Here is a 24,484-nt window from a genome sequence, read left to right as displayed (position 1 = left end):
TACGAGCGCCGCGTCGACCGGATGCACCGCGACGATGGCCTCCGCGGCCTCAGCGTCGCAAACCGGACCGGGCATTGCTGCCAGCCGCGAGGAGGCGAACACCGCCCGCGTCCGCGCCGCCTTCGACGCCTGGCGCGCCGGCACCGGCAGCGTGTTCGACCTGTTGCACGAAGACGTAGTGTGGACGGTGGCCGGCGACAGCCCGGTGTCGGGCATCTACCGCGGCAAGGCCGATTTCATGGACAACGCCGTGGCGCCGATCACCGCGCGGCTGGCCACGCCGATCGTGCCGCAGGTGCAGCACGTGGTCGCACAGGGCGATGCGGTGGTGGTGATCTGGCGCGGCGTCGCGCGTGCGCACCATGGCAGCGCATACACCAACCACTACGCTTGGCACATGGTGTTCGACGGCGACGGCAGGATCGTGCGCGTGGTGGCGTTCCTGGATACGTGGGCGCTGGATGCGTTGATGCAGTGAGCGCGGTCTTGCGTAGCGAACGGCCATGCCCCGGATGCACCCTGCGGGCTTATCCGGGCTACGGCGGCGGAGGCGCACAACGCCACTCGTGGCCCGGGTAAGACGAAGCCGCCCCGGGGCGGTGGTGACCCAATCCGACGCTGCGGCCCGGCTGGAGCATCTTCGACTCAGGCACCAACACCCCGTCATCCCGGCGCAAGCCGGGACCCAGTGCCTTTGCATCGAATTCAAAGGCAAAGTCTTTGGATTCCCGCTTTCGCGCACAGCGGTGCGCCTGCGCGGGAACGACGGGTGGGAAGGATCAATCCAGTCTGCGCGCATAGTCGTCGCGCACGTGCTGGTTGATGTAGGTATTGAGACCGTCGCCGGCGTCGGCGAGGCGCTGCATCTCCAGCACGTGTACGGCACCTGGACGGGTGTCGTCGTAGCGGTAGGTACCGCCGCGGTGGAAGCGCACGAGGATACAGCCGGGGCCGCTTTCGTAGGCGGCGATGCCGGAATCGCCGTCGGCGTCGCGGTAGGGCTTCATGGCCGTTCCTCCAGCACCACTGCGCACGAAGGGCCAGGGTGTCTGGAAGCATGTCGCAGCTTCGTCAATGCCGGCCAGGCAGATCCCGATACCGCTGTGACGCGCACCCGCACGCTGCGTCCCCGACCCTGATGCCCACGGCACAGAGACCGGCCACGCATCGGCCGGGGCGTGGTGCATCCCGTCCTCCCGCGCAGGCCTTGGTGCCCCCTTTCGCCACCCGCGTCGTGAACCGCGCCGGTCGCACCCACGCCACATTCGCGACAGCATGGTCCATCAATACTGCCGGGCATGGACGATGCCCGGCTCAACGCTCCGCGGCGGTCACCGGCGACACGAAGCCCGGCGGCTTGACCGCAAGCACAGAGCACTGCACCTGCTCGAGGATGTTCTCGGCGGTGTTGCCGATGAACAGCCCGGCGATGCCCGTCCTGGCGAGCGTGCCCATCACCAGCAGGTCGGCCTGCAATTCCTTCGCCAGCGCGGGAATGACCGCGGAGGCCGAGCCCTTGCGCAGGTGGAATCGCGGCGCCAGATGGTCGTAGGCCTCGGCCCCCAGAAGCGCGCGCAGCTGATCGCCAAAACGCGACAGGGCCGATTCATGCCGCATGCGCTCGCCCTCCGCATATCGCATCGCGGCCTCTTCCGGCTCGTTGGCCCAGGATCGCACCATGGTTTCGCCCAACGCGTCCCAGACGTGGACGATATGCAATTGCGCGAAATCCGACATCGCCAGGGTCCCGGCAATCGCGCCGATCTGCCGGTTGAGGCCGGCTTCGTCGGCGGCCGACCTTTCATCGGGATCGAAGTCGACCGCCGCCAGCACGCTGGCGTAGTTGGACCGCTCGTCCGGCCGCGTCAGCCACACCGGGCACGGGCACTTGCGCAGCAGGTGCATGTCGGTGCTGCCGAACAACCGGTCGACCACATCGGGATTCTCCGCGGGCTTGACCAGCAGGTCGTAACCGTCGTCGATGACGGCGCGGATGACCTCGATGTGGGACCGGCCCACCCGCACTTGGACGCGGATCCCCCGCTGGCGGTGGGGTTCGACCAGCGCTTCCAGCTCGCGGCGTCGTCCATCCACCAGCGCCTCCTGCAGCCGGCCCGGCTCGGGCCCACCTGGATACCTGCCGACAGCGGTGGGGACGGCCGGCACGACGTCGAGCACCGTCAGTTCCGCCTGGTTGTTCTCGGCCAGCGACACCGCGCGCGCCATCGCCTGTGCCTGCCCGCAGGGCGCCGCCGCGAAGTAGAGGATCCTGGCGAACTGCTTCATTTCCTGTCTCCGTTCGGGGATACCGATACACTCATCCGCTCGGCTGCGCCATCGCCCGCATCTTCCGCCACCGCCCGGTAGCGCCAGTCGCGCACTTCCTGGATCAGCTGGTCGATATCGTCGGTGGCGACGTTCAGCATCTGCAGCGCAGTGGCGCCGAGGCGCAGGCTGGCCTCGATGGTTTCGGGATAGGCGTGCACCGCACCGGCTTCAAGCAACCGCGTGCTGCTCTCCAGGTCGCGCGCGCGCACGATCACCGGTACGTGCGGGCAGGTGCGGCGCAGATACGACAGCGCGGCGAGCGCGGTGTGGGCGCCGTCGGAGGTGATCACCACCAGCGACGCGCGCTCGACGTGGATCGCCGACAGCAGGGCTGGGTCGGAGATGTCGCCTAGCGCGACGCGATGGCCGTCGGCGCGACCCTGCGCCACACGCGCCGGATCGGTGTCGAAGGCCACGAACGGCACCCCGCTGGAATGCAGCAGCACCGCGACGGTATGGCCCACCCGACCATAGCCGCCGATGACCACGTGGCGTTCCGGGCTGTCGGGCACCTCGGGCAGCTCGGATGCTTCGCTGCGCGGCGCGCCCAGCAGCCGCATCGCGATGGCGCCGTTGAAGCGGATCAGCACGGCGCCGACCACCATCGACAGCAATACCGAGGTGATGGCCACCTGGCCCAGGCCGCCGTCGATGACGTTGGCGTCCAGGGCGATCGCCACCAGCGCCAGGCCGAACTCGCCGCCCACGCCCAGCATCAGCCCGGTGCGCAGCGCCACCCGGGCATCCACCCCCGAACGGAGCACCAGCGCGGTGACGATCAGCGCCTTGCTGGCCAGGATGAGCAGCCCGCCCAGCACCGCCCAGTGCCAAATCGGCAGGATCGCGGCGGGATCGAAACGCATGCCGATGCCGATGAAGAAAAGGCCCAGCAGCACGTCGCGGAACGGACGGATGCTCGACTCCACCTGGTGCCGGAACTCGGTTCCGCCCAGGACCATGCCGGCCAGGAAGCCGCCGAACGCCAGCGACAGGCCCAGGCTGTTGGTGGTCCACGCCGCCAGCAGCGCGACCAGCAGCACCGCCAGGGTGAACAGCTCCAGCGACCTGCGCGCCGACACCAGGTGGAACAGCGGGCGCAGCAGCCAGCGTCCGGCCAGCAGCACCAGTGCACAGGCCAGCACCGCCTTGAGCAGGGCCCAGCCCAGGGTGGTGGCCAGCACGCTGGCGGCCACCGCGCTTCCCAACACCGGGATGATCACCAGGAAGGGCACCGCGGTGACGTCCTGGAACACCGACATCGCCAGCCCCAAGCGGCCATGGCGGGTGTTGTCCTCGCCCTGTTCGGCCAGCAGGCTGGCGATGATGGTGGTGGAGGACTGCGCGAACACCGCACCGAACACGAACGCGGCCGCAAGCGGCAGACCCGCCAACCAGACGATGACGCCCACGATTGCCGTGGTCAGCACCACCTGCCCGGTGCCCAGCCCGAACACCTGGCCGCGCATCGCCTTGAGCTGCGGCAGCGAGAAGCTCAGGCCGATGGTGAACAGCAGGAACACCACGCCGAACTCGGCCAGCGCATCGAACTGCGGCACGGTGGGGCCGAAGGTATGCGGTCCGAGGATCACGCCAGCCAGCAGGAACCCCAGGCTGGCCGGCACGTGCAGCCGCTGCAGCGTCACCACCACGGCAATGGCCACCGCCAGCAGCAGCAGGACTTGTTCGAGGTTCGCCATGCATTGGCCCGGATCAGGAAGCAGGACCGGCAGCGCCGCCACGCGCACGCTGTCCGGTCGACCACGATAGCGCAATCGGCCGCAACCCAGCGCCGCGGACAACGCGGACGTGACGCCCGTCAACGCAGGCCGCAGTCGCGTTTGCGCCGGGAATGCGGACGCAGGCATGGCGCGTGGATGCGATGGCGTCGCGACGATCGTACATGTCCGGTCATACCCAGCAGCATGCGCGTAGCGGGCGCTCCCAGCCCGTGGCCCGGCAGGGCGAATCCGCATCCGGGAACGAGAACCGGAGACATGCCACAACAACGCAAACCATCCACGCCCAGACACGACGCCGATTCCCCGGATGCGCCCTGCGGGCTTATCCGGGCTACGACTGCAACGGCGACGGATGCGTGAGCGCAGTCCTCATGTCGCCGAACTGTCAGGCACCACGCCGTCACCCGGCTTGTCGACACTACTGCGTCGCGTTCACTCCCCGTCGCGCAGCGGCAAGCGCACTTCGATGCCGCAGCCGCGGCCGTCGATGCCGGCCTCGCAGCGCACCTGCCCGCCGTGGGCGGCCACCACGCGCTGCACCAGGGACAGGCCCATGCCGATGCCCGAGGTGCGATGGCCGTTGCCGCCGCGATAGAAGCGCTCGAACACGCGATCGCGATCGGCTTCGGGAATGCCGGGGCCGTCATCGGCCACGCGCAGCACGCCGATCCGCGCGTCGCCCTCGACCACCACCCCGGTCGACAGGCGCACGCGGGCGCCGTCGCCGCCGTGGCGCAGTGCGTTGTCGAGCAGGTTGCGCACCAAGATGCCGAGATCGTCGATGTCGCCACGCACCGGCGCATGACGCAGGTCGAGTTCGAGCGCCTGTCCAGCGCGCATGGCCACCTGCGCAAACTCGTCGGCCACCATGCCGGCGACCAGGGCCAGGTCCAGGTCGGTGCTGCGCGCGCCGCCGCCGGCCTCCACCCGGGCCGCGTCGAGCAGCTGCTGCGCCAGCCGCGAGGTACGTTCGATGCCTGCAATCAGCTCCGCCAGCGCGATGCGCGCCTCGTCGCGGTTGCCGGCATGCTGCAGTACCTGCGCCTGCGCCAGCAGCGCGGCCAGCGGCGTGCGCAACTCGTGCGCGGCCTCGCCGAGGAACTCGCGCTCGTGCTGCAGCGCCTGCGCCAGCCGCGCCAGCAGTCGATTGAAGCCCTGCACCAGCGGCGCGACCTCGCTCGGCAGGCCGGCATCGGGCAGCGGCGCGAAATCGAGCGGCGCGCGCGCGGCCAGCGCATCGCCCAGCCGTGCCACCGGCCGCAGCGACCACTCGATCACCAGCCACACCGCCACGCCGAACGCGAACAGCAGGGCGAGCGCGGTGCCGAGGCTGTTGCGGAACCAGCGCCGCATCTCCATGTGCACCGCCGCCTCCGGAATGCCCGCCTGCACCTGCACGGCGCCATGCAGGTCGCGCACCGAGTACACGCGCCAGGGCACGCCGTCGATGGACTGCGAGGTGAAGCCGTCCTCGAAATCGTGCACCAGCGCCTGCACGGGCGCGGAGCGCGACGACACCAGCCGCCGGCGGGCGCCGAGGTCCCAGACCTGGAACGCGAGCAGGTCGAACTTGCCGAGGACCTTCTTCTCTTCCAGGTCCAGCTCGAAGCGGCGCGGCTGCTGCGCGGCGCCGGTGAGGTCTTCGGGCAGCGACTGCAGGATCTGCTCGGCGACATTGCGGATCATGCCGTCGAGGTCGCCGACCTGGCGCGTGGACATCTGCACGTACTGCAGCGCGAACCAGCCGGCCCAGCCCGCGAGCAGCACGATGGTCAGCGCCGCCAGCAGCCGCGTGCGCAGCGAACGCGGCGCGCGGATCATGCCTCGTCCCCGGCGCGATAGCCCATGCCGTGCTCGGTCAGCACCACGCCGTCGCCCAGCTTGCGGCGCAACTGGTGGATGTACACCGCCACCGTGTTGCTGCCCACGCTGCCGTCGCTGCCGTACAGCCGCGCCTGCAGCTGCTCGCGGCCGAGCACACGGCCGCGCGCCTCGAACAGCGCCAGCAGGATGCGCAGCTCGTTGGCGCTCAGGGCCACGCGCTCGCCGCCGCGGGTCACCACGCGCGCGGCCGGATCGATCTCGACGTCGCGCCAGTGCAGCATCGGCGTGACCGCACCGCGGCTGCGGCGCAGCACCGCGCGCAGCCGCGCCAGCATCTCGTCGCGCTGGAACGGCTTGACGATATAGTCGTCGGCGCCGGCATCGAGCCCGCGCACGCGATCGCTGAGCTGGTCGCGCGCGGTGATGACCAACACCGGCGTGGGGTCGTAGCGCGCGCGCATGGCGGCCAGCACGTCGAGCCCGGAGCCCTGCGGCAGTCCGAGGTCGAGCAGCACGGCGACGAAGGCATGGTCGACCAGCACCGCGCGCGCGGCGGGCGCGTCCTCGCAATGCACCACGCGCCAACCCTCCTGGGCCAACGCGGCGGTCAGCGCGCGGCCGAGCATGTGGTCGTCTTCGACCAGGAGGATTTCGTCCATTGGGGGCTGTGCACAGGCGGTGCCGGGCATCTTCCGGTGCGCACATTAAAACGGTTTTAAGGCCGCAGGTGCGCATGGCGATCCGCTTAAAACCGGCTTAATCGCCCGCTTCCAGCATGCACTCCATCGCCACGGTCGCATCCGCCGACCGCCGCATGCAGGAGCAACCCCATGGCCTTACCCTCGATTCCCGCCGCGCTTCCGCAGCACCGCCGCAACGGCTTGGTCGCATCGAGCGTGCGCGTCGTGTTGCTCGCGCTGGCCCTGGTGTCCACCGCCGCCTGCAGCGCGGGGCGCACGGCGGCGCAGGGCGCGCCAGATCCCGACTGGAGCCTTGCCGACATGCCCGCGCAGGACGGGCGCGTCGTCGTGGTGACCGGCGGCACCAGCGGCATCGGCTTCGAGAGCGCGAAGGCGCTGGCCGTCGCTGGCGCGCACGTGGTGATCGCGGCGCGCAACGCCGAGCGCGGCGCGGAAGCAGTCGCGGCGATCCACGGTGAAGCGCCCGGCGCGGTGGTCCGTTTCGAGCCTCTGGACCTGGCCGACCTTGCGTCGGTGCGTGCCTTCGGCCGTCGGCTGGAAGCCTCGCTTCCGCACATCGACGTGCTGGTCAACAACGCCGGGATCATGGAACCGCCGCAGCGGGGTGTGTCCGCGGACGGTTTCGAGATGCAGTTCGCCACCAACTACCTCGGCCACTTCGCGCTCACCGCGGAACTGCTGCCGCTGCTGCGCAAGGCGTCGTCGCCGCGGGTGGTCAGCCTGTCCAGCATTGCCGCCCGCCTTGGCACGATCCATTTCGACGACCTGCAGTTCTCGCAGGACTACAGGCCCGGCCCGGCGTACCAGCAGTCCAAGCTTGCCTGCCTGATGTTCGCCCTGGAGCTGCAGCGCCGCAGCGATGCCGCGGGCTGGGGCATCCAGAGCATCGCCTCGCATCCGGGCGTGTCGCGCACCAACCTGCAGGTCAACAACGGCGTGGTCCGCCGCATCGTGGGGCGCATGATCCTGCAGCCCGCGTCGCGCGGCGCGTTGCCGACGCTGTATGCCGCCACCGCGCCCGATGCGCAGGGTGGGCGCTACTACGGTCCGACCGGCGTCATGGAGTTCCGCGGCCCGCTGGGACTGGCCAACGTGCCTGCGGCTGCCACCGACGCAACGGCCTCCGCACGCCTGTGGGACATGAGCGAAGCCCTGGGCGGCGTGCGTTTCGCGGATGCGGGGCACTGACATGTCGGCATCGCTGCCCTCCGCGCCACGGCCACGCCGCAGCGGCCTGCTGCAGTCGCTGGCGAACATCCGCCGCGACGAGTGGATGGCCGTGGCCGTGGCCGCCGCGTTCTTCTTCTGCGTGCTGACCGCGTTGATGCTGCTGCGCCCGGTGCGCGATGCGCTGGGCATGTCGCGTGGCATGGATGCGGTGCGCTGGCTGTTCGTGGGCACGGCCGTGGTGACGCTGGCGGTGAATCCATTGTTCGCCTGGCTGGTGGCGCGACTGCGCCGGTTCCCGTTGCTGGGCACCACGTATGGCTTCTTCGTGGCGTGCCTGGTCGGCTTCTGGGCGCTGCTGCAGTTCGCGCCCGGCGCCATCGGCGAGACCAGCGGCCAGGTGTTCTACGTGTGGTTCAGCGTGTTCAACCTGTTCGCGACGATGGTGTTCTGGGCGCTGCTGGTCGAGCGCTTCAACGGCGACCAGGGCAAGCGCCTGTTCGCGCCGATCTCGGTGGGCGGTACGTTGGGTGCGATCGCCGGGCCGTGGCTCACCGCGCAACTGGTCGCGCCGCTGGGCACGCCGGCGCTGCTGCTGGTGGCCGGCGGCTTCCTGCTGGCGGCGCTGGCGCTGGCGTGGTGGCTGCTGCGGCTGTTGCCCGATCGCAGCGGCGTGCCGCGTGCCGAGCGCGACGCACCGGTGGGCGGCAGCGCGTGGGCCGGGCTGCGCGCGGTGTTCCGCTCGCCGTACCTGTCCGGCATCGCGGGCTACGTGCTGCTGATGACGGTCATGGCGACCTTCATCTACTTCACCCGGCTGCAGATGGTGGCCGGCGTGGCCGACGACGTGGATACGCGCGCCGCGGTGCTGGCCAACATCGACATGTGGACGCAGGTGGCGGTGCTGGCACTGCAGCTCACGCTGACCGGCCGCATCATCCAGCGCTTCGGCCTGGGCGTGGCGCTGGCGGTGCTGCCGCTGGCGACGGCGATCGGTTTCGTGGGCCTGGCGATCTACGGATCGTTCGTGGTGCTGGTCTTGCTGGAAGCCGCCAACCGCGCGGTGCAGCGCGGCATCACCCGGCCGGCGCGCGAGGCGTTGTTCACCGCGCTGGGCCGCGAGGATGCCTACAAGGCCAAGGCCTTCATCGACACCTTCGTGTATCGCGGCGGCGACGTGCTGGGCGCGCAGGTCGAAGGCGCACTGGGCCGTCTTGGCTTCGCGCTCGGCGGACTGGTGGGCGTGGTGGTACCGCTTGCCTTCGCCTGGACCGCGCTGGGCCTGTGGCTCGGGCGCGCGCATGCGCAACGCACTACGCCGGACGCCCCGCTTCTGATGTCCCCTCCCGCCGCATCCCCGCGCCGCAGTGTCGGCGCCGCGGCGACCACCCCACAGCAGGAACCTACCCCATGACTGCACTCCGCCATGCGATCGCCGGCAGCGCCGGCCTCGTCCTCCTCGCCCTGTCCGCGACCACGTTCGCGCAATCCCGGTCCGACGACCCTGCGCCGCGCGCGACCGGGGAATGGACGCTGGGCATCGGTGCCATCGCCATCGACAGCCCCTATGCCGGCGAGGGTTCGCGCGTGCGGCCGGTGCCGCTGCTCGGCTACGAAGGCGAGCGCGTCTACCTGCGCGGCACCACCGCCGGACTGCGCCTGGTGCAATCGCAGGGCTTCACGCTGGACGCGATTGCGGCGGTGCGCCTGGACGGCTTCGACATCGACGACCTGGGCCGCACCGAGTTGCTCGCCAACGGCGTCGACGCCGCGCTGCTGGAAGACCGCGACGACGGCCTGGACGCGGGCTTCCGCATCGGCTACGGCGGCACCTGGGGCGCGGTGTCGCTCGATGCGCTGCACGACGTGACCGACGCCAGCGGCGGATATGAAGTGGCGCTGGACTATCGCTACACGTGGCTGGTCGGGCGTTCGGCGATCACCGCCAATGCAGGCAGCAGCCTGCTTTCGGATGACCTGGCCGGCTATTACTACGGCACGCTCGACAGCGAGGTGGCACGCGGCGTGGTGGCGTACGCACCCGGCTCGGCCATCGTGCACCGCATCGGCGTGTCGTGGACGCGCCCGCTGGGCGACGCCTGGCAGCTGGTGGCCTCGGTGCAGGCGACGCAATTGCCCGGCGAGCTGCGCGACAGCCCGCTGCTGGAACCCGACAGCGATCGCACGGGCCGACTCTTCATCGGTTTCGGCCGGCGCTTCTGAGCATGGCGACGCAATCCGCCAACGTGCACGACACACGCTTCCGCAATGGCGATACGGTCATTGCCGCGCAGCTGCACCTGCCGCCGGGCTTCGATGCCTGCCGCCGCTGGTCGGCGCTGGTGCTGTCGACGCCGGGCCGGCACATCCAGCCGACGATGGACGCTCGCTATGCAAGCAAGCTCGCTGCGCGCGGATTCGTGGTGATCGCCTTCGATTGCCTGCATCGCGATGCGAATGGCGATGCGACACGCGCTGCCGCGACCTCCGCGTGGCGCGCGGACGACCTGCATTGCGCCGTGGACCACCTGGTGTCGCTGCCGTTCGTCGATGCCCGGCAGATCGGCGTACTGGGCATCTGTGCCGGCGGCGGGCCGGCGGCACGCGCGGCCCTGACCGACCCGCGCGTCAAGGCACTGGCCACGGTTGCCGGGACCGACGCCGGCGGCACGTTCCGACGCCTGCTGGCGCGCAGGCGCAGGCACGAAGCGCGGCCGCAGCTGCGCGGCATCGCACCGGTGCGCGATGGCAGCCCCCTGCAGGACCTTCCGGACCGGTTGCTGCAGCCGTTGATGGTGATCGTCGGCAGTCGCCATGGCGGCACCCGCCAGCACGAAACCGGCCGTGCGCTCTATGGCCTTGCGCGCGGACGCGACCAGGCACTGGTCGTGATTCCCGACGCCGACCCCGATGGCCTCGCCCGCCGCGACGAACACATCGACCCGGCGATCAACCGGCTTGCGCCGTTCTTCCACTTCCACCTGGAACCCTGATGCGGCCCGCCGCACTGCTTCCGTTTCCCCTCGACAAAGGACACGCCATGGACATCACGTTTGCCTCCGCCCCTTCCGCGACGCGCAATGCGCAGGGGCTCTCCACCGCGCACCAACGCAACCGCGTGCGCGACCGCCGCAACGCCGGTGCCGCCTGGTACCAGCGCCTCGCCGCAGTGTGCGTGGCGGCCGCCGCCACCTTCGCCAGTGGCGGCGCACTGGCGCAATCGGCGCCCAAGCCCGACTGGTCGCTGGCCGACATGCCGTCGCAGGCGGACCGCATCTTCGTGGTCACCGGCGGCACCAGCGGCATGGGCTTCGAGGACGCCAAGGCGCTTTCCGCAGCGGGCGCGCGCGTCATCATCGCCGCGCGCAACCCCGAACGCGGCGCCGAAGCGATCGCCAGCATCCGCGCGGACGATCCCGATGCGCAGGTGCAGTTCGAGGCCGTCGACCTGGGCGATCTTGCTTCGGTGCGCGCCCTCGCCGCGCGCCTGCAGGCCGCGCTGCCGCGCATCGACGGGCTGATCAACAACGCCGCGATCATGGCGCCGCCCGAGCGCGGCACCTCGCCCGATGGCCTGGAGTCGCAGTTCGCGATCAACTACGCCGGCCACTTCGCGCTGACCGCGGAGCTGCTGCCGCTGCTGCGCAAGTCCGATGCGCCGCGCGTGGTCACGCTGTCGAGCGTGGCCGCCGGCCGTGGCCGCATCGATTTCGAGGACCTGCAGTCCGAGCGCGCCTACGACCCGTACGCCGCGTACGCGCAGTCCAAGCTGGCGTGCCTGATGTTCGCGATGGAGCTGCAGCGCCGCAGCGACGCCAACGGCTGGGGCATCCGCAGCGTCGCCGCGCACCCCGGCATCGCCGTGACCGAGCTGGTGGCGCGCGGCCCCGGGCTGGACAGCCCGCAGGGCCAGCAGTGGGCCGCGAACCGCGACAACTTCCAGACCGCCGCGCAGGGCGCGATCCCCACGCTGTTCGCCGCCACTGCGCCGGACGCCGTGGGCGGCGCCTACTACGGGCCGACCGGGCCGCAGGAAATCAGTGGTCCGCTGGGCCTGGCCACCGTACCCGCGGCGGCGCAATACCCGGCTGCCAGCGCGCGCCTGTGGTCGCTGACCGAACAGCTGACCGGCAGCCGCTTCCCCGCCGGCGCGCGTTGAACGCGCGCCGCCCTCCCGCCCGTTACCGGAGCTTCGCCATGGACCGCTGGACCACTTCAGACATTCCCCCGCAGTACGGGCGCACCGCGCTCGTCACCGGCACCGGCGGCCTTGGCTACGAGGACGCGCTGGCGCTGGCGCGTGCCGGTGCCAACGTGATCCTCGCCGGCCGCGATGCCGGCAAGGGCGCGGCGGCGGTGCAGCGCATCCGTGGCGCCGTGCCCGGTGCCGACATCGTCTTCGCGCAGGTCGACCTTGGCAGCCTTGCCTCGATCGCCGCGTGCGGCGAACGCCTGCGCGCATCGCTGCCGCGCATCGACATGCTGGTCAACAACGCCGGGGTGATGAACCCGCCCGAACGTCGCACCACCGTCGATGGCTTCGAGCTGCAGTTCGGCACCAACCACCTCGGCCACTTCGCACTGACCGCCGAGCTGCTGCCGCTGCTGCGCAGGAGCGATGCGCCACGCGTGGTCACCCTGTCGAGCGTCGCCGCGCGGCAGGGGCGCTTCGACTTCGACGACCTGCAGAGTGAACGTGGCTACACGCCGATGGCGGCCTATGCACAGTCCAAGCTGGCGTGCCTGGTGTTCGCGCTGCAGCTGCAGCGACGCAGCGACGCCAACGGCTGGGGCCTGCGCAGCATCGCCGCGCACCCGGGCATCTCGCGCACCGACCTGCTGCCCAACGGTGCCGGCAGCGACAGCGCGGCGGGCCGGGCGCGACGATGGCTGTGGTTCCTGTTCCAGCCCGCGGCGCACGGTGCGTGGCCGACGCTGTTCGCCGCCACGGCGCCACAGGCGGAAGGCGGTGCGTACTACGGACCGGCGTACTTCGGCGAAACCCGTGGCGCGCCCAGCATCGCCCGCGTGCCCAACCGGGCGCTGGACCTCGGCGACGCGCAGCGGTTGTGGGAGGTGTCGGAGCAATTGACCGGCCTGCGCTTCGACGGCAGCCGCGGTGGCCGCGAGTACGGCACCGCGACAAGCGTCGCCACATCCAGTCGGCGCCACCGCGCGCTGCACGGTTGACACACGACGGAGGCGCGGCATGCACAAGTGGCTCATCTACATCGCGTTCGGCTGGCTCACGCTCACCGGCGCATTGCACTTCGCGATCGACGTGGTCTCGCAGCACCTGCGCGGCAAGCATCCGCCAGGCGCGGAGGCCACGTTGCTGTACTACGGCCTGCATTCCGCCTATGCGCTCGGCCAGGTCGTGGTGGGCCTGCTGGCGCTGTTCGTGGCGACGCGTGCGATGCCGTTGCTGGCCACGACGCCGCCGCTGGCGCTGGCGCTGCTGGCAGGGCTCGGCTGGCTGGCGATCGCGTGCCTGTTCTCGCCCTACTGGCCGCCGCGGATCAACGCCGCGGTGTTCTGCGCGCTGGTGTTGGCAGCGTGGCTGACGCGTCCGGCGGCGGTCGGCTGAATCCGCTGCCGCCGATCGGCGTCGCTACGCGCAGTTCGGCCAGCAACGCGCGTGGCGTGACGCCGGCGATGGCCTTGAAGTCGGCGATCATGTGGGCCTGGTCGTAGTAACCCGCATCGGCCGCGACTGCGGCCCATGATGGCGACGCGATGGATTGCCCCGCGCGCACCGCGCGTGCGAAGCGGTCCAGCCGTGCGACCGCCTTCGGCGACAGGCCAAGCAGGTCTCGAAACTCGCGTCGCAACTGGCGCTCGCTGACGCCCACCGCGCGCGCCACGTCGGCGACGCCCGATGCCTGCAGTCGTGCCAGCGCGAAGGCAAGCCGCGGCGTCGCGGGACTCGCGCCCCGTGCGCTGGACGCCTGTTCGACAATCGCAGCCTGCAGCAGCGCCGCCGCCGCGTTTGCGTCCATCGCGGCCGCCAGCTGCGCGCGCAGCCGGTTGGCCGCGTTCGCGCCCCACAGGTCGTCGATCGCGATCGCGCTGCCGATCGACTCCGATGGCGCCACGCCCGCGATCGCAGGCTGCATGCCGGGGCGCAACCGCAGCAGGATGGCACGATGCCCCCCGCCGACGTGTTTGCGCCGCACCCGTCGCTGCGGGCCAAGCAGGTGGACGTCGACGCCACCGGGCACGGTCGGGCCGAATCGCGCGACCAGCTGCGCGCATGGCGACGGCGTGGCGATGCGCGCCAGCGGCTGCGGGCTTTCGTCCACCAGCAGTGCGGACACCAGGCGCGCGGCATCGCGCCGGATCGGCAGGTACTGCGTCTGGACGTCATGCATGCCGCGAATCTGGCGACGGCATGGGCGCGAAACAAGTGCACGCCATGTCCGGTTTTTCCAATGCGCCCGGCCGATTGCACGCCATCCTGTCGCCATGGACATCCTCATCACCGGCGCAACGGGAAAGGTGGGCAGCCGGCTCGCCACGCGACTGATGCAGCGCGGCCATGCGGTCCGCGCCCTGGTGCGCGAGCCCGCGCGCGCCGAATCCCTTTCCCATGCAGGCGTGGTGCTGGCGCACGGCGACCTGCTGCAGCCCGACACGCTCGCCGCCGCAGTGCGCGGTGCCGACGCGGTGGTGCACTGCGCGGCGTTTTTCCGCGGCGCGACGCCGGAACAGGCGCACGCCGTCAACGATGAAGGCACGCGCCGGCTCGCCGAGGCCGCGCGCGACGCAGGCGTGGTGCGCTTCGTCTTCACCAGCACCAGCCTGTGCTACGGGCCGACCCCCGGCCGGCCCGCGGTGGAGGACGATCCTTCCGCACCGGTCGACGCCTATCCGCTGAGCAAGCTGGCGGCCGAGCGCATGCTGCTGGGCACCGAGGGCCTGGACGTGCGCATCCTGCGCCTGCCCTTCGTCTACGGCGACGGCGACCCGCACATCGCCGAGGTGGTGCCGATGCTGCGCGGCTTCCCGCCTGGCCTGCGCATGTCGATCGGCCACCATGCCGACATCGCGCAGGCGGTGTGGCGCGTGACGGAGGCGAATGCACCTGCCCACCGGCTGTACAACGTCGCCGACGACGAAGCGCCCGATCTCACGGCGCTGTTTGCATCCGTTGGCGCGCCACCACCCGAAGGTTCCGACGATTCGCGCGCGGCGGCCTTCGGTGTGGTGGTGGACACGCAACGGATACGCGACGACCTGGGCTTCAGGCCGAAGTATCCGCGCCTGGCCGACGCGGTGGCCGCCGGCGCGATGTAGCGGCGCGCGACGCCATCATCCGGACGACAACCGCCACGCCAGCCCCGACCAGCGGCTGGCGTGGCGCGACAGCGCCGCGCGGATCACGTCGCCTGTCGCGGCCAGGTGCAGTTCGCGGCGTGCGCGGGTGATGCCGGTGTAGACCAGCTCGCGGCTGAGCACGCGGTTGTCGCGCGTGGGCAGCAGCAGCCAGACGCTGTCGAACTCGCTGCCCTGCGCCTTGTGCACGGTCATGGCGAAGGCGCTGTCGTGCGCGGGCAGCGTGGCGGGATGGAAGGCGCGCGGTTGTCGTGGCTCGTCGCCGGGGAACCAGGCCATCAAGGTGCCATTGGCATCGCGATGGAGGATGCCGGTGTCGCCGTTGAACAGGCGATGGCGGTAGCTGTTCTCGGTGACGATGATCGGCTGGCCGTGGAAGTGGCGCGCGCCGCGACGCGGCGCGGCGGCGTCGCCGCCTTCGGACAGCAGGGCTTCGATGCGGGCGTTGAGACTGCGCGCACCCTGCGGGCCGTCGCGCACCGCGGTGAGTACGCGCAGGCGGCTGGCGCGTGCGAGGGCTTCGACGGGGGTCTCGGCCTGGGCCAGCGATCGCCAGTGCGCGAGCAGGCGGTCGCCATGCGCCTGCAGCGGATCGGCCAGGCCCTCGTGGAAGTGCACGTTGGACAGCGTGTTGCTGCGTAGCAATGCGAGTGCGTTGCGCGCGTCGCCCTCGCGCACGGCGGCGGCGAGCGGTGCGAGCTGCAGGGATTCGGACTGGCGGTAGCCGCGGGCGAGGTGGATGCGGCGGCCGGGGAAAGGCGGTCCCTCACCCGCGCCTGCGGCGCGACCTCTCCCGCTTGCCGGAGAGGTGTGTGTCGCGGTGGCGTCACCTTCAACACCACGGTCACTTCCACTCACACCACCGCCATCACCGCCATTCCCGTCATCTTCGTGGGGGCGAATGGAGGCGCCACCGGGAATGGGTCCCGTGCGAAGCAACGGCTGCAGCGCCTCGGCATCGCCGGGCGTAAGCGTGCTGCCATCGCCTGCGGCCTGCAGGATCGCGGCGAGTACGTCGCCGGCTTCGACCGAGGGCAACTGGTCCGGATCGCCCAGCAGGATGAGGCGTGCGCCGTCGGCGACGGCATCGACCAGCTTGGCCATCAGCGGCAGGTCGATCATCGAGGCTTCGTCCACCACCACCACGTCGAACGGCAGCGGGTTGTCGGCGTGGTGGCGGAAGCGTGGCGTATCCGGAAGCGTGCCGAGCAGGCGATGCAAGGTGCTGCCGCTGGTGGGCAGGGTGTCGAGCAGGTGGGCGTGGATGCCGCCGCCGGCGAGCGACTGCAGCGCGTTGCGCACGCTTTCGGCCATGCGTTCCGCGGCGCGTCCGGTGGGTGCGGCGAGGGCGATGCGCGGCGCGGGCGCGTTGGTGTTGCGTGCCTGTGCCGCCAGCAGCACCAGCAGGCGCGCGACGGTGGTGGTCTTGCCGGTGCCCGGCCCGCCGGTGACCAGCAGCAGCGCGTGGCGCAGCGCGAGTGCGGCGGCGTGGGCCTGGTGGTCATCGGCGGCCTTGCCCTCCTCCGCCCCGCGGGCACCTTCTCCCGCGTGCCGGAGAAGGGTCTGTGCAGGCGCTTGCTGCTGTCCTTCCTCCGCGTGTGAAGGAAGGGGCAGAGCAGGTGCGGCGGCGCGGGCGCGGTGGTCTTGCGTGGGTAGAGCGCCCCCATCCCGACCTTCCCCCGCAAGCGGGGGAAGGGGAAGCGCAAGGGCGGCTTTTTGTCCTTCCTGGGCGAGCTGGGGAAGGGGCGGAGCGGGTGGGGCTTTCTGCCCTTCCCCCGCTTGCGGGGGAAGGGTTGGGATGGGGGTGGCCGGGAACAGCTGCGCGAACAACGGGGCCAGTGCGGCGATGTTCGTCTGCGGCACGGCATGCGACGCGATGCGGTGCAGGCCGTTGGCCAGCGCGCGTTCGTACTCGCGGTAGCGGCGCAGGTAGAGCAGGTCGCCTTCGAGCACGAGCGGCGCGTCGGTGTCGGCAGGCCGGGTGGGGTCGTCCGGCGTCGATACCCAGCGCGACGCCGCGAGCGTCGTGCGCCAGCCGTCGGCATGGGGCCAGGCGATGTCGGCGTCGTCGCTATCGAGCAGTGCGCGTGCGTTGCACGGCTTCACGCCGGCATGGCCTTTCGACACGGCAAGCGAGGCCAGCGCGGCGGCGGCGAGCACGCTGTCGGGTGTGTCCGGATCCAGCCGGCGCAGGCTCTGCGCGAGCGCGTGGTCGAGCGTGCGCAGGTGGCCGTTGCGGTACAGCGTGTCGAGGAGGGTGCGCGTCATGGCCAATCCCTCGCAGGCTGCGCGTGCCCCTCACCCCAACCCCTCTCCCGTGGAGAGAGGGGCTCTCCAGCGCGCGCGAACAGGGTGTCGAGCAGGTTCATGCCGCGGCCCCTTGCGTGTGCCCTGAGAACAGCGCGTCGAGTGCGTGGACGAGTTGCGGCGGCCAGGTATGGGCGAACACGCCGGGCGACGCCGCATCCTGCGCGTCCAGTCCTCGGCAGAACAGATAGCGGATGCCGCCGAAGTCGCGGGCGTAGTCGTAATCGTCGCCCAGGCGGAAACCCAGCCAGCGATGCAGGGCCACGGTGTAGACCAGCGACTGCAGGTCGTACTCGCTGTGCGCCATGGCGGCGGCGAGCGCGGGGGCGTCGTAGCGCGGCAGGCGGTTGGATTTGTAGTCGAGCACGTACCAGCGGCCGCCCTGTCCGTAGGTGAGGTCGATCTTGCCGGTCATCAGGCCTTCGAGGCGACGGCGCAGGCCGAAGCCGCGACGTTCGCGCACCACGCCGTGCGCGTGCAGCAGCTCGAGCAGCTCAGGCACGCTGGTGGGCTGCATGGCGAAGTGGAACTCGATCTCGGCGCGGCGTTCGTGTTCGGGCACGGCGTGCAGGGCGCCGCCTTCGGGCAGGGGGACGGTGAGCGTGCGGCCGACCAGCGAGGTGAGTGTGGCGAGGCCGTCGTCGAGATCGGCCTCGGCATAGCCTTCCTCGCGCAGTGCCTGCAGCAGCACCTCGCCTTCGTCGGCGGGGGCGTCGTCGCCGGGCTGCCAATTCGCCCAGGCCGCGAACGCAGTGTTTTCCAGCGCAGCGTGCAACACGTTGCCGAAGCGGCTGCCGGAAAAGCGCGGGTCGTGGACATCCGATGGGGCGTCGGCGGCGGCATCGGTCGCGGCATCGGTAGTGGTTTCCGGCACGTCGTCCAGCGGCTGCGCCGGTTCGTCGGAGGCCGCACCGCTGTCTTCGGTCTCCACGGCCGCGGTGGCGTGCAGACCGTCGGCGCGCGCCAGCTGGGTGAAGCTGTACACCCACCAGTCCGGCGCGATGTGGCGCGTGGCGATGCGTGCGTCGGGCATGGCGGCATCGCGTTCTGGCGGCAGCCGCGCAGGCGGGCCTTCCGCCGGGCCTTCGACAATGCGCACGTCGTCGCCGGCGCGCAGCGCGGGCAGGTCAGCCAACAGCGGCGCGAGGCGCGTGGTGCCGAAGTCCTTCAGCGCACCGGCGGCGATCCACAGCGCGTGTTCGGCGCGGGTCAGGCCGACGTACAGCAGGCGCGCATCCTCGGCGGCGCGTTCGATGGCGGCGCGCTGTTCGGCCGCGACCCAGTCGGCGTCCTTCGCGATCTTCCAGTGCAGCGTGCGACCGCTGCCGTCGTGCACGGCGTGGTGGCGCGCGGTGGCGGGCGGCTTGCCACCGATGCCGGCGAACGGCAGGTACACCAGCGGATACTCCAGGCCCTTGCTCTTGTGCAGGGTGACGATCTGCACGCGGCGCGCATCCGACTCCAGCCGCAGCAGCTGCGTTTCGTCGTTCTCGTCGGCGCGCACCATGCGCGCCTGCAGCCAGTCGAGCAGGCCATGCAGGCCCAGCGACTGCGTGGCGGCTTCCTGCAGGGCTTCGCCCAGCTGCAGGTAATTGGTGATGCGGCGTTCGCCATCGAACAACGACAGCAGGCGTTCGGCCTGCGCCGCGCACAGGTCCGACAGCAGCGCGAACGGGCCGCCGCGCTGCCAGCGCTCGCGCCACTGCAGCAATGCATCCTGTGCCGTGCGCAGGGCATCGCCTTGCTGGTCGAGCGCGGCGATGGCGGCGGCATCTAAGCCCAGCAGCACCGTGGCCAACGCCGCGCGCAGGCGGCCTTCGTCGGCCGGTTGCAGCAGGGCGAGCAGCAGCAGGCGCAGCTCCTGCGCCTCGGGCGTGGCGTAGAGGCTGGCCTTGCCGGCGGCCACGGCGGGAATGCCTGCGGCAGCCAGCGCCAGCTGCACGCGCGTGGCCTCGCGATGGGTGCGCACCAGCACCGCGATGTCGCCGGCCTGCACCGGCTTGCCGGCGATCAGCGCGCGGCCCGCGCGCGCATCGGACAGCACGCGGTGGATGTCGGCGACGCAAGCGGCGGTGGCCGCTTCGCGCGAGGGTTCGGCGTTGAGCGGCTTGCCGCCGTCGCTTTCCAGCAGGCGCAGGGTGAGCGCAGGCGCGGGCGTGCCGTCGCGCAGGTAGTCGCCATCGCTGCGCTTGCCGCCGGGCAGGACCTGTTCGAAGGCGATGCCGTGCTCGAGGAAGGCGGCGTCGCCGGCGCTGGCGTACAGCGCATCGATGGCGCGCAGCACCGCCGGGCGCGAGCGGAAGTTGTGGCGCAGCGGTGGCGCGACGCGCGCCTGCGCTTTCGCCTGCAGGTAGGTGTGCACGTCGCCACCGCGGAACCCGTAGATGGCCTGCTTGGGGTCGCCGATGACGAACAGCGCCGGTGTGGCGCCGATATTGCGCACCTCGTCCGAATCGCCGAACGCGCGGTGGAAGATCGCCCACTGCCGCGCGTCGGTGTCCTGGAATTCGTCGACCAGGGCCACCCGGTACTGCCGGCGCAACTGCTCGACCAGCGGCATGCGACGCGGGCCTTCGAGTGCGTCGGCCACGCCGTCGATCAGGTCGTCATAGGTACTCAGGCGACGCTGGCGCTTGAGCAGGGCAACGCGCGATCTGGCTTCGGCGCGGATGTGGTGCAGCAGGGCGATGCGTTGCGCGGTGCGCCACTGTTCCATCGCATCGTCGGCGTCGCACCATGCCTGCAATGCATCGAACAGCGGCGATGTCGGCAGATCGTCCTGCCTGCCCTCCTTGCAGTAGGCCTGCAGATGCGCGGGCAGCAGCTTTTGCAGGTGCGTCTTGTCGGTGCGCGGCCAATGTCCGACGGTGCCACCGGCACGCAACTCATCAAACGCCTTGTCGAAGCTGGCACGACGCGCACGGCGGCCGTCGAACACCTTGGCGTCGAAGGCATGCCCGATGGCGGCCTGCGCATCCTCGGCATGCGCGTCGACGGCCGCCGACAGGCGAGCGACCTGCGCGGCGAACCCGTCGCGCGGATCGTCAACCGCCATCGCTTCCTCGGGCGCCGGCAGCAGCGGCAGGTCGCCGAGCAGCACGCGCAGGTCGCTCGCCAACGCGTCTGGCCCGTTCCACAGCGTGGTGAGGGCGTCCAGCGCGTCTGCGTTGTTGGCGTGGGTGCGCCACAGGTCGGCGGCCACTTCGGCGTGCAGCGGCTGCAGGTTGGCCAGCAGTCCGGGCGTGTCGAGCGCGTGGCCGCTGTCGATGGCGTGCTCGGACAGCACGCGCGCGCAGAAGCCGTGGATGGTGAAGATGGACGCGAGGTCGATCTCTTCGGCGGCGACGCGCAGGCGACGCGTGAGTTGCGCCGGGGTTTCCTCGCCGGCCTGCAGCGCGCGCGCGAGGATGGCGCGGGTGAGCGCGGCCTCGTGGTCGTCGCCGTCCCCGTCATCGGCCACGGTGTCGACGAGGCGTGCCGCCAATGCAAGCCGCTCGCGGATGCGGCGACGCAGCTCCTGCGTGGCGGCTTCGGTGAAGGTGACCGCGAGGATCTGGCCGATGCGCAGGCGCCGTTCCACCACCAGCCGGGTGAACAGCGTGGCCAGGGTGAAGGTCTTGCCGGTGCCGGCACTGGCCTCGATCAGCTGCACACCGTCGAGCGGCAGGCGCAAGTAGTCGTCCTCGTGCAGTTCGGCCGCGCTCATGCCGCGTCTCCCGGCACATCGCCACCGGCAACGCCCATGCACACGGCGGCGAACACGCGCTGGCAGGTGTCGAGCAGTTCGGCGTAGGCGGTGTCGCTGGCGAAGGGGTCGCGCCCGCGCAACGCAAGCTGCATGGCATCGCTGGTGGCCTCGCCCCAGGCGTGGTCGCTGCCGTGCCAGGCGGTGTACGCCGCGTTGCGACGCCTGTCGTCGTCGTCCGGCGCGTTCCACAGCACCCAGCCGGTGCGCGGCCCGTACAGCAACGGCGCACGCAACCCGGTGCGTCGCAGTTGCAGCAGGCTGCGCAGTGCGGCAAGTGCGTCATCGGCCGCCAGTGCCGGTGCGATGTGCGGGCCGATGCCGTCGCCTGCGTCATGGAACTGCACCAGCGGCAGCGCGGCACCGGCGGCGTTCGCGAGGAGGCGGTCGAGGCCGCTGCGGATGACCGTGCTTGCCGTCAACTTGCCGGGCCGCAACACGGCGATGCCCGCCGCATGCACGTCGTCGACGCGGCCGACGATGCGGGTGCCGTCGATCTCGACCGCGTACACCTCGGACGTGCCCACGCTGGCGCCGCGCCAATCGCGGTACGCCGCCACCGGTTCGCGCAGGTCGCGCAGCAGCGCTTCGAACTGGCGTTCTCCCAGCGCACCGGAGGGCAGCAACGCGCGTGCGCGCAGGCGGGCGTGCAAGCCATCGCCATCATCGCGCAGCAACGCGTCGACGACGGCCTGCTGCAGCTGGTACTTCTCCAGTCCGCGCGACGGCAGCAGCAGCGGCTCGATGTCGTCCTGCGCCTCGAGGCCGTCGGGCAGGCGCAGCGCGAGCCGGCGGCGCAGCAACTCGCCGGCCGGATCAATGAAGAACTTCTTCAATGCATCGAGCGCGAGTTCCGGTTCGGCGTCGTCGATCGCCGGCAGCGCGGCGTCGATCCAGGGCGCCAGCCGCTGCTTGCGCGCCACCCCCAGCGAACCGGCCGCCGGGTGCCACTGCGTGCGGTAGCTGAAGCGGCGCGCGTCATCGCCGCCGAAGGCATCGGGCGAGAACGGCTGCAGCGGATGCTGCACCACCAGGTCGCGCTTCGCCGCACCGATATCGGCGTGGTACTGCGCGGCGGCATCCAGCAGTTCGCTGACCAGGACCGAGGGCTCGCGCATGCTGCCGTCGCGCGGGTCACGGCCCAGATGGCTCAGGTAGAACACCTCCTGCGCGGCGGCGAACAGCTGCAGGAACAGGAAGCGGTCGTCCTCGCGGGTGGAACGGTCGCCGTGGCGGCGGCGGTCGGTGCCCAGTTCGGCGGTGAGCTTGCTCAGGCCAGCGGCAGGATCGCGACGCGGGTAGTCGCCATCGTTCATGCCCAGCACGCAGAGCACGCGGAACGGCAGCAGCCGCATCGGCACCATGCGCCCGAAACTGATGCCACCGGTGAGCAACGGCGCACGGGTGTCGGCTTCGGCCAGCGCGGCGGCGAAATGCGCGCGCACCACCTCGGCCGGCACACTGCCGTCGAAACCTGCGTCGTGCGCGTGCTTCGCAAAGTCGTCGATCAGCTTGCGCAGCCGGTCGAGCGTCCGCTGGCTGGCGGGGTCGGACGGCTTCTTCGGCAACAGTGCGCGCAGCAGGCCGAGCAGGCGCTCGCGCCACGCGGCGGGCGCGAGCGCATCGGCCAGCGTGGCCTGGTGCCGCGCCAGCACGCGCAGCAGCCGCACCAGCGTGTCCAGCGCATCCAGCGCGCTGCCTTCCAGGTCCGGCCAGGGCGCAACGCCGGCGATGTCGCCGGTGTCGCCACTGGCGTGGCCCAACAACAAGCGATCGAGCGCGAACTGCCAGGTGTAGGCATCGTCGGCGGGCGCGTCGTGCGCGGCGCGATGCTTGGCATCCAGCCCCCAGCGCGCGCCGGCGGCCAGCAGCCAGGCGTGCAGGCGGTCGAACGCGGCCGCATCCAGCCCTGCGGCCTCGGCGATGGGCGCGCTGGCCAGCAGGTCCAGTGTTTCGTTGAGGCCGAAGCGCGACACCGGCAGGCCGAGCAGGCGCACGAAGACCTCGGCCAGCGGTTCGCCGGCGAGCGGGCTGGTGTCGGCCAGCGCATACGGCAGGCGGTCGCCGTCGCCGGGTGCACCGAACACCGCTTCCAGGTACGGCACGTACGGGTCGATGTCGGGCGCCAGCACCGCGATCTCGCGCGGCTGCAGCGGCGGATCGAAACGCTTGTCTTCCAGCAGCGCGCGCAGCTGGTCGTGCAGCACCTGCAGCTCGCGCAGCCGGGTGTGGCAGGCGTGCACCTGCAGGCTGGGATCGTCGCGGCGCACGGCAGGTAGCGCATCGCCGGTCGGGGTGGCGCGGCGATGGAACAGGTCGCGCTGCAGGCGGTGCAGCAGGCTGTCGGACAGCCCGCCTTCGGCCAGCGTGGGGCGGGTGTCGTGTTCGGGATCGACATAGGCGGCGATCTCGCCGCGCGGGTGCACCACTTCGTAGCTGCCCAGCACCGCCATGAAGTCGCGCCCGGCGGCGCCCCAGGCCTGCAGCAGGCGGTTGTCGCCCGTGTCGGCATCGAACGGATCGGCCGCGCCCGCGCGCAACTTCGCCGACAGCGCCTGCAGGTCGCCCCAGTATCGCTGCGTGGGCGTGGGCAGGTAGAAGTGCAGGGTGCCCACGCGCGCCTGGGTGGCGACCACGCGCAGTACGTCGGGCGAGACGTTGAGCGTGGCGAAGGCGAACAGCCGCGTCGGCAGGCGTTGCGGCAGCGGCTTGCCGGTGCCGTCGGCCCGCCCGCTCTCGAAACGCTCGAGGTACTGCTGGATGCGGCGCGCGCGATAGCCGTGGTCGCCGGCGACGCGCCGCCACAGGATCGCCTGCGGATCGTCCGGGTCGGCGCCGGCATCCCAGCGCAGCAGCCAGTCGCGGCGCCAGGCCTGGTACTTCTCGAACACATCGGCCAGTTCGCCGGCCAGCGCCCAGGGCTTGATGGCATCGTCGCCGGACAGGTACGCGGCGATCTGCGCCAGCGCCGGGCGCGCCAGCAGCGCGCGGTCGGTCAATGCGGCGTACAGGCGCCAGCGCAGGCGGTCGGCATCAAGGTCGGTGCCGTCGCCGCCGACGTTGGCGTCGAGCGCGCGGGTGACGAACTCGCCGGGGGTGAGGAACTCGAGGTTGGCGGCGATGCCGTGCGCGTCCGCCAGCGTGGCCTGCAGCCAGCGCCGCATCGCCACCTGCGGGATCAATACCGTGTCCGGCGCCAGCAGCGACGCGCCCGGCGCGCGCGTCCGCAGCTCATTCGCCAGCAGTCCCGCCAGCACGTCCAGCGCATTGGAGTGGTAGAGGCGGAAGTCGGGCGTGGCGTCGGTCATCGGCCGTCGCATTGTGCCGGAGCGGGTTCG

The 24,484-nt window shown here is 71.3% G+C and carries 18 protein-coding genes; 9 read left to right on the top strand and 9 right to left on the bottom strand.

Going from position 1 to position 24,484, the window contains the following annotated elements; translation table 11 throughout:
- Positions 1-34: 34 nt before the first annotated feature.
- Positions 35-478, top strand: coding sequence for a nuclear transport factor 2 family protein (locus E2F46_RS09600; RefSeq protein WP_133321874.1), 444 nt, complete (start codon positions 35-37; stop codon positions 476-478).
- Positions 479-779: 301 nt separating this feature from the next.
- Here the strand turns inward: E2F46_RS09600 and E2F46_RS09595 are convergent, their stop codons facing one another.
- The 5 genes from E2F46_RS09595 to E2F46_RS09575 all read right to left on the bottom strand — a co-directional run bounded on the left by E2F46_RS09595 (position 780) and on the right by E2F46_RS09575 (position 6,550).
- On the bottom strand, positions 780-1,007 hold the full coding sequence (locus E2F46_RS09595; protein WP_133321873.1) for a hypothetical protein: 228 nt from the start codon (positions 1,005-1,007) through the stop codon (positions 780-782).
- Between the two features lie 307 nt (positions 1,008-1,314).
- On the bottom strand, positions 1,315-2,286 hold the full coding sequence (locus E2F46_RS09590; protein WP_133321872.1) for a universal stress protein: 972 nt from the start codon (positions 2,284-2,286) through the stop codon (positions 1,315-1,317).
- The gene (locus E2F46_RS09585; RefSeq protein WP_207949559.1) at positions 2,283-4,193 is read right to left on the bottom strand and encodes a cation:proton antiporter; all 1,911 of its coding nucleotides are present in this window, start codon (positions 4,191-4,193) and stop codon (positions 2,283-2,285) included. Before E2F46_RS09585 ends, E2F46_RS09590 begins: the two co-directional genes overlap by 4 nt.
- A 306-nt stretch (positions 4,194-4,499) precedes the next feature.
- On the bottom strand, positions 4,500-5,888 hold the full coding sequence (locus E2F46_RS09580; protein ID WP_133321871.1) for a sensor histidine kinase: 1,389 nt from the start codon (positions 5,886-5,888) through the stop codon (positions 4,500-4,502).
- Positions 5,885-6,550, bottom strand: a complete 666-nt coding sequence (locus E2F46_RS09575; protein ID WP_133321870.1) for a response regulator transcription factor — start codon at positions 6,548-6,550, stop codon at positions 5,885-5,887. The genes E2F46_RS09580 and E2F46_RS09575 overlap by 4 nt, the downstream gene beginning before the upstream one ends.
- 171 nt (positions 6,551-6,721) lie before the next feature.
- Here E2F46_RS09575 and E2F46_RS09570 point away from each other — a divergent pair, with 171 nt between their 5' ends.
- The 7 genes from E2F46_RS09570 to E2F46_RS09540 are packed head-to-tail and all read left to right on the top strand — an operon-like array spanning position 6,722 to position 13,346.
- Positions 6,722-7,780 (top strand): oxidoreductase, encoded by a 1,059-nt coding sequence (locus E2F46_RS09570; protein WP_133321869.1) that lies wholly within the window; start codon positions 6,722-6,724, stop codon positions 7,778-7,780.
- 1 nt (position 7,781) lies between these two features.
- Positions 7,782-9,173: an NTP/NDP exchange transporter gene (locus tag E2F46_RS09565; protein WP_133321868.1), complete on the top strand. Its 1,392-nt coding sequence runs from the start codon at positions 7,782-7,784 to the stop codon at positions 9,171-9,173.
- On the top strand, positions 9,170-9,982 hold the full coding sequence (locus E2F46_RS09560; protein ID WP_133321867.1) for a MipA/OmpV family protein: 813 nt from the start codon (positions 9,170-9,172) through the stop codon (positions 9,980-9,982). The genes E2F46_RS09565 and E2F46_RS09560 overlap by 4 nt, the downstream gene beginning before the upstream one ends.
- Positions 9,983-9,984: 2 nt before the next feature.
- Entirely contained in the window at positions 9,985-10,752 is a 768-nt protein-coding gene (locus E2F46_RS09555) for an alpha/beta hydrolase (RefSeq protein ID WP_133321866.1), read from the top strand.
- A 47-nt stretch (positions 10,753-10,799) separates the two neighbouring features.
- A complete protein-coding gene (locus E2F46_RS09550) occupies positions 10,800-11,918 on the top strand; it encodes an SDR family oxidoreductase (RefSeq protein WP_133321865.1) in 1,119 nt (372 codons plus the stop codon).
- A 38-nt stretch (positions 11,919-11,956) separates the two neighbouring features.
- On the top strand, positions 11,957-12,949 hold the full coding sequence (locus E2F46_RS09545) for an SDR family oxidoreductase (RefSeq protein ID WP_133321864.1): 993 nt from the start codon (positions 11,957-11,959) through the stop codon (positions 12,947-12,949).
- A gap of 19 nt (positions 12,950-12,968) precedes the next feature.
- Positions 12,969-13,346, top strand: a complete 378-nt coding sequence (locus E2F46_RS09540; protein ID WP_133321863.1) for a hypothetical protein — start codon at positions 12,969-12,971, stop codon at positions 13,344-13,346.
- Here E2F46_RS09540 and E2F46_RS09535 read toward each other — a convergent pair.
- Positions 13,279-14,130: a helix-turn-helix domain-containing protein gene (locus E2F46_RS09535; protein WP_165967421.1), complete on the bottom strand. Its 852-nt coding sequence runs from the start codon at positions 14,128-14,130 to the stop codon at positions 13,279-13,281. The genes E2F46_RS09540 and E2F46_RS09535 overlap by 68 nt on opposite strands.
- A gap of 94 nt (positions 14,131-14,224) precedes the next feature.
- On the opposite strand from E2F46_RS09535, the gene E2F46_RS09530 reads away from it, so the two are divergent.
- Positions 14,225-15,055, top strand: a complete 831-nt coding sequence (locus E2F46_RS09530) for an NAD-dependent epimerase/dehydratase family protein (RefSeq protein WP_133321861.1) — start codon at positions 14,225-14,227, stop codon at positions 15,053-15,055.
- A 15-nt stretch (positions 15,056-15,070) separates the two neighbouring features.
- Here the strand turns inward: E2F46_RS09530 and E2F46_RS09525 are convergent, their stop codons facing one another.
- The 3 genes from E2F46_RS09525 to recC form a co-directional block, all read right to left on the bottom strand.
- Positions 15,071-17,362: an AAA family ATPase gene (locus tag E2F46_RS09525; protein WP_133321860.1), complete on the bottom strand. Its 2,292-nt coding sequence runs from the start codon at positions 17,360-17,362 to the stop codon at positions 15,071-15,073.
- Positions 17,363-17,459: 97 nt separating this feature from the next.
- Complete coding sequence (locus tag E2F46_RS09520) at positions 17,460-21,107, bottom strand: UvrD-helicase domain-containing protein (protein WP_133321859.1); 3,648 nt, start codon at positions 21,105-21,107, stop codon at positions 17,460-17,462.
- Positions 21,104-24,454 carry an exodeoxyribonuclease V subunit gamma gene (gene recC, locus E2F46_RS09515; protein ID WP_133321858.1) on the bottom strand — a complete coding sequence of 1,117 codons (3,351 nt, stop codon included), beginning with the start codon at positions 24,452-24,454 and terminating at the stop codon, positions 21,104-21,106. The genes E2F46_RS09520 and recC overlap by 4 nt, the downstream gene beginning before the upstream one ends.
- Between the last annotated feature and the right edge of the window lie 30 nt (positions 24,455-24,484).

The sequence above is a fragment of the Luteimonas aestuarii genome (assembly GCF_004357985.1).
Taxonomy (GTDB): Bacteria; Pseudomonadota; Gammaproteobacteria; order Xanthomonadales; family Xanthomonadaceae; genus Luteimonas; species Luteimonas aestuarii.
This window is presented reverse-complemented; position numbering and strand designations above follow the sequence as displayed.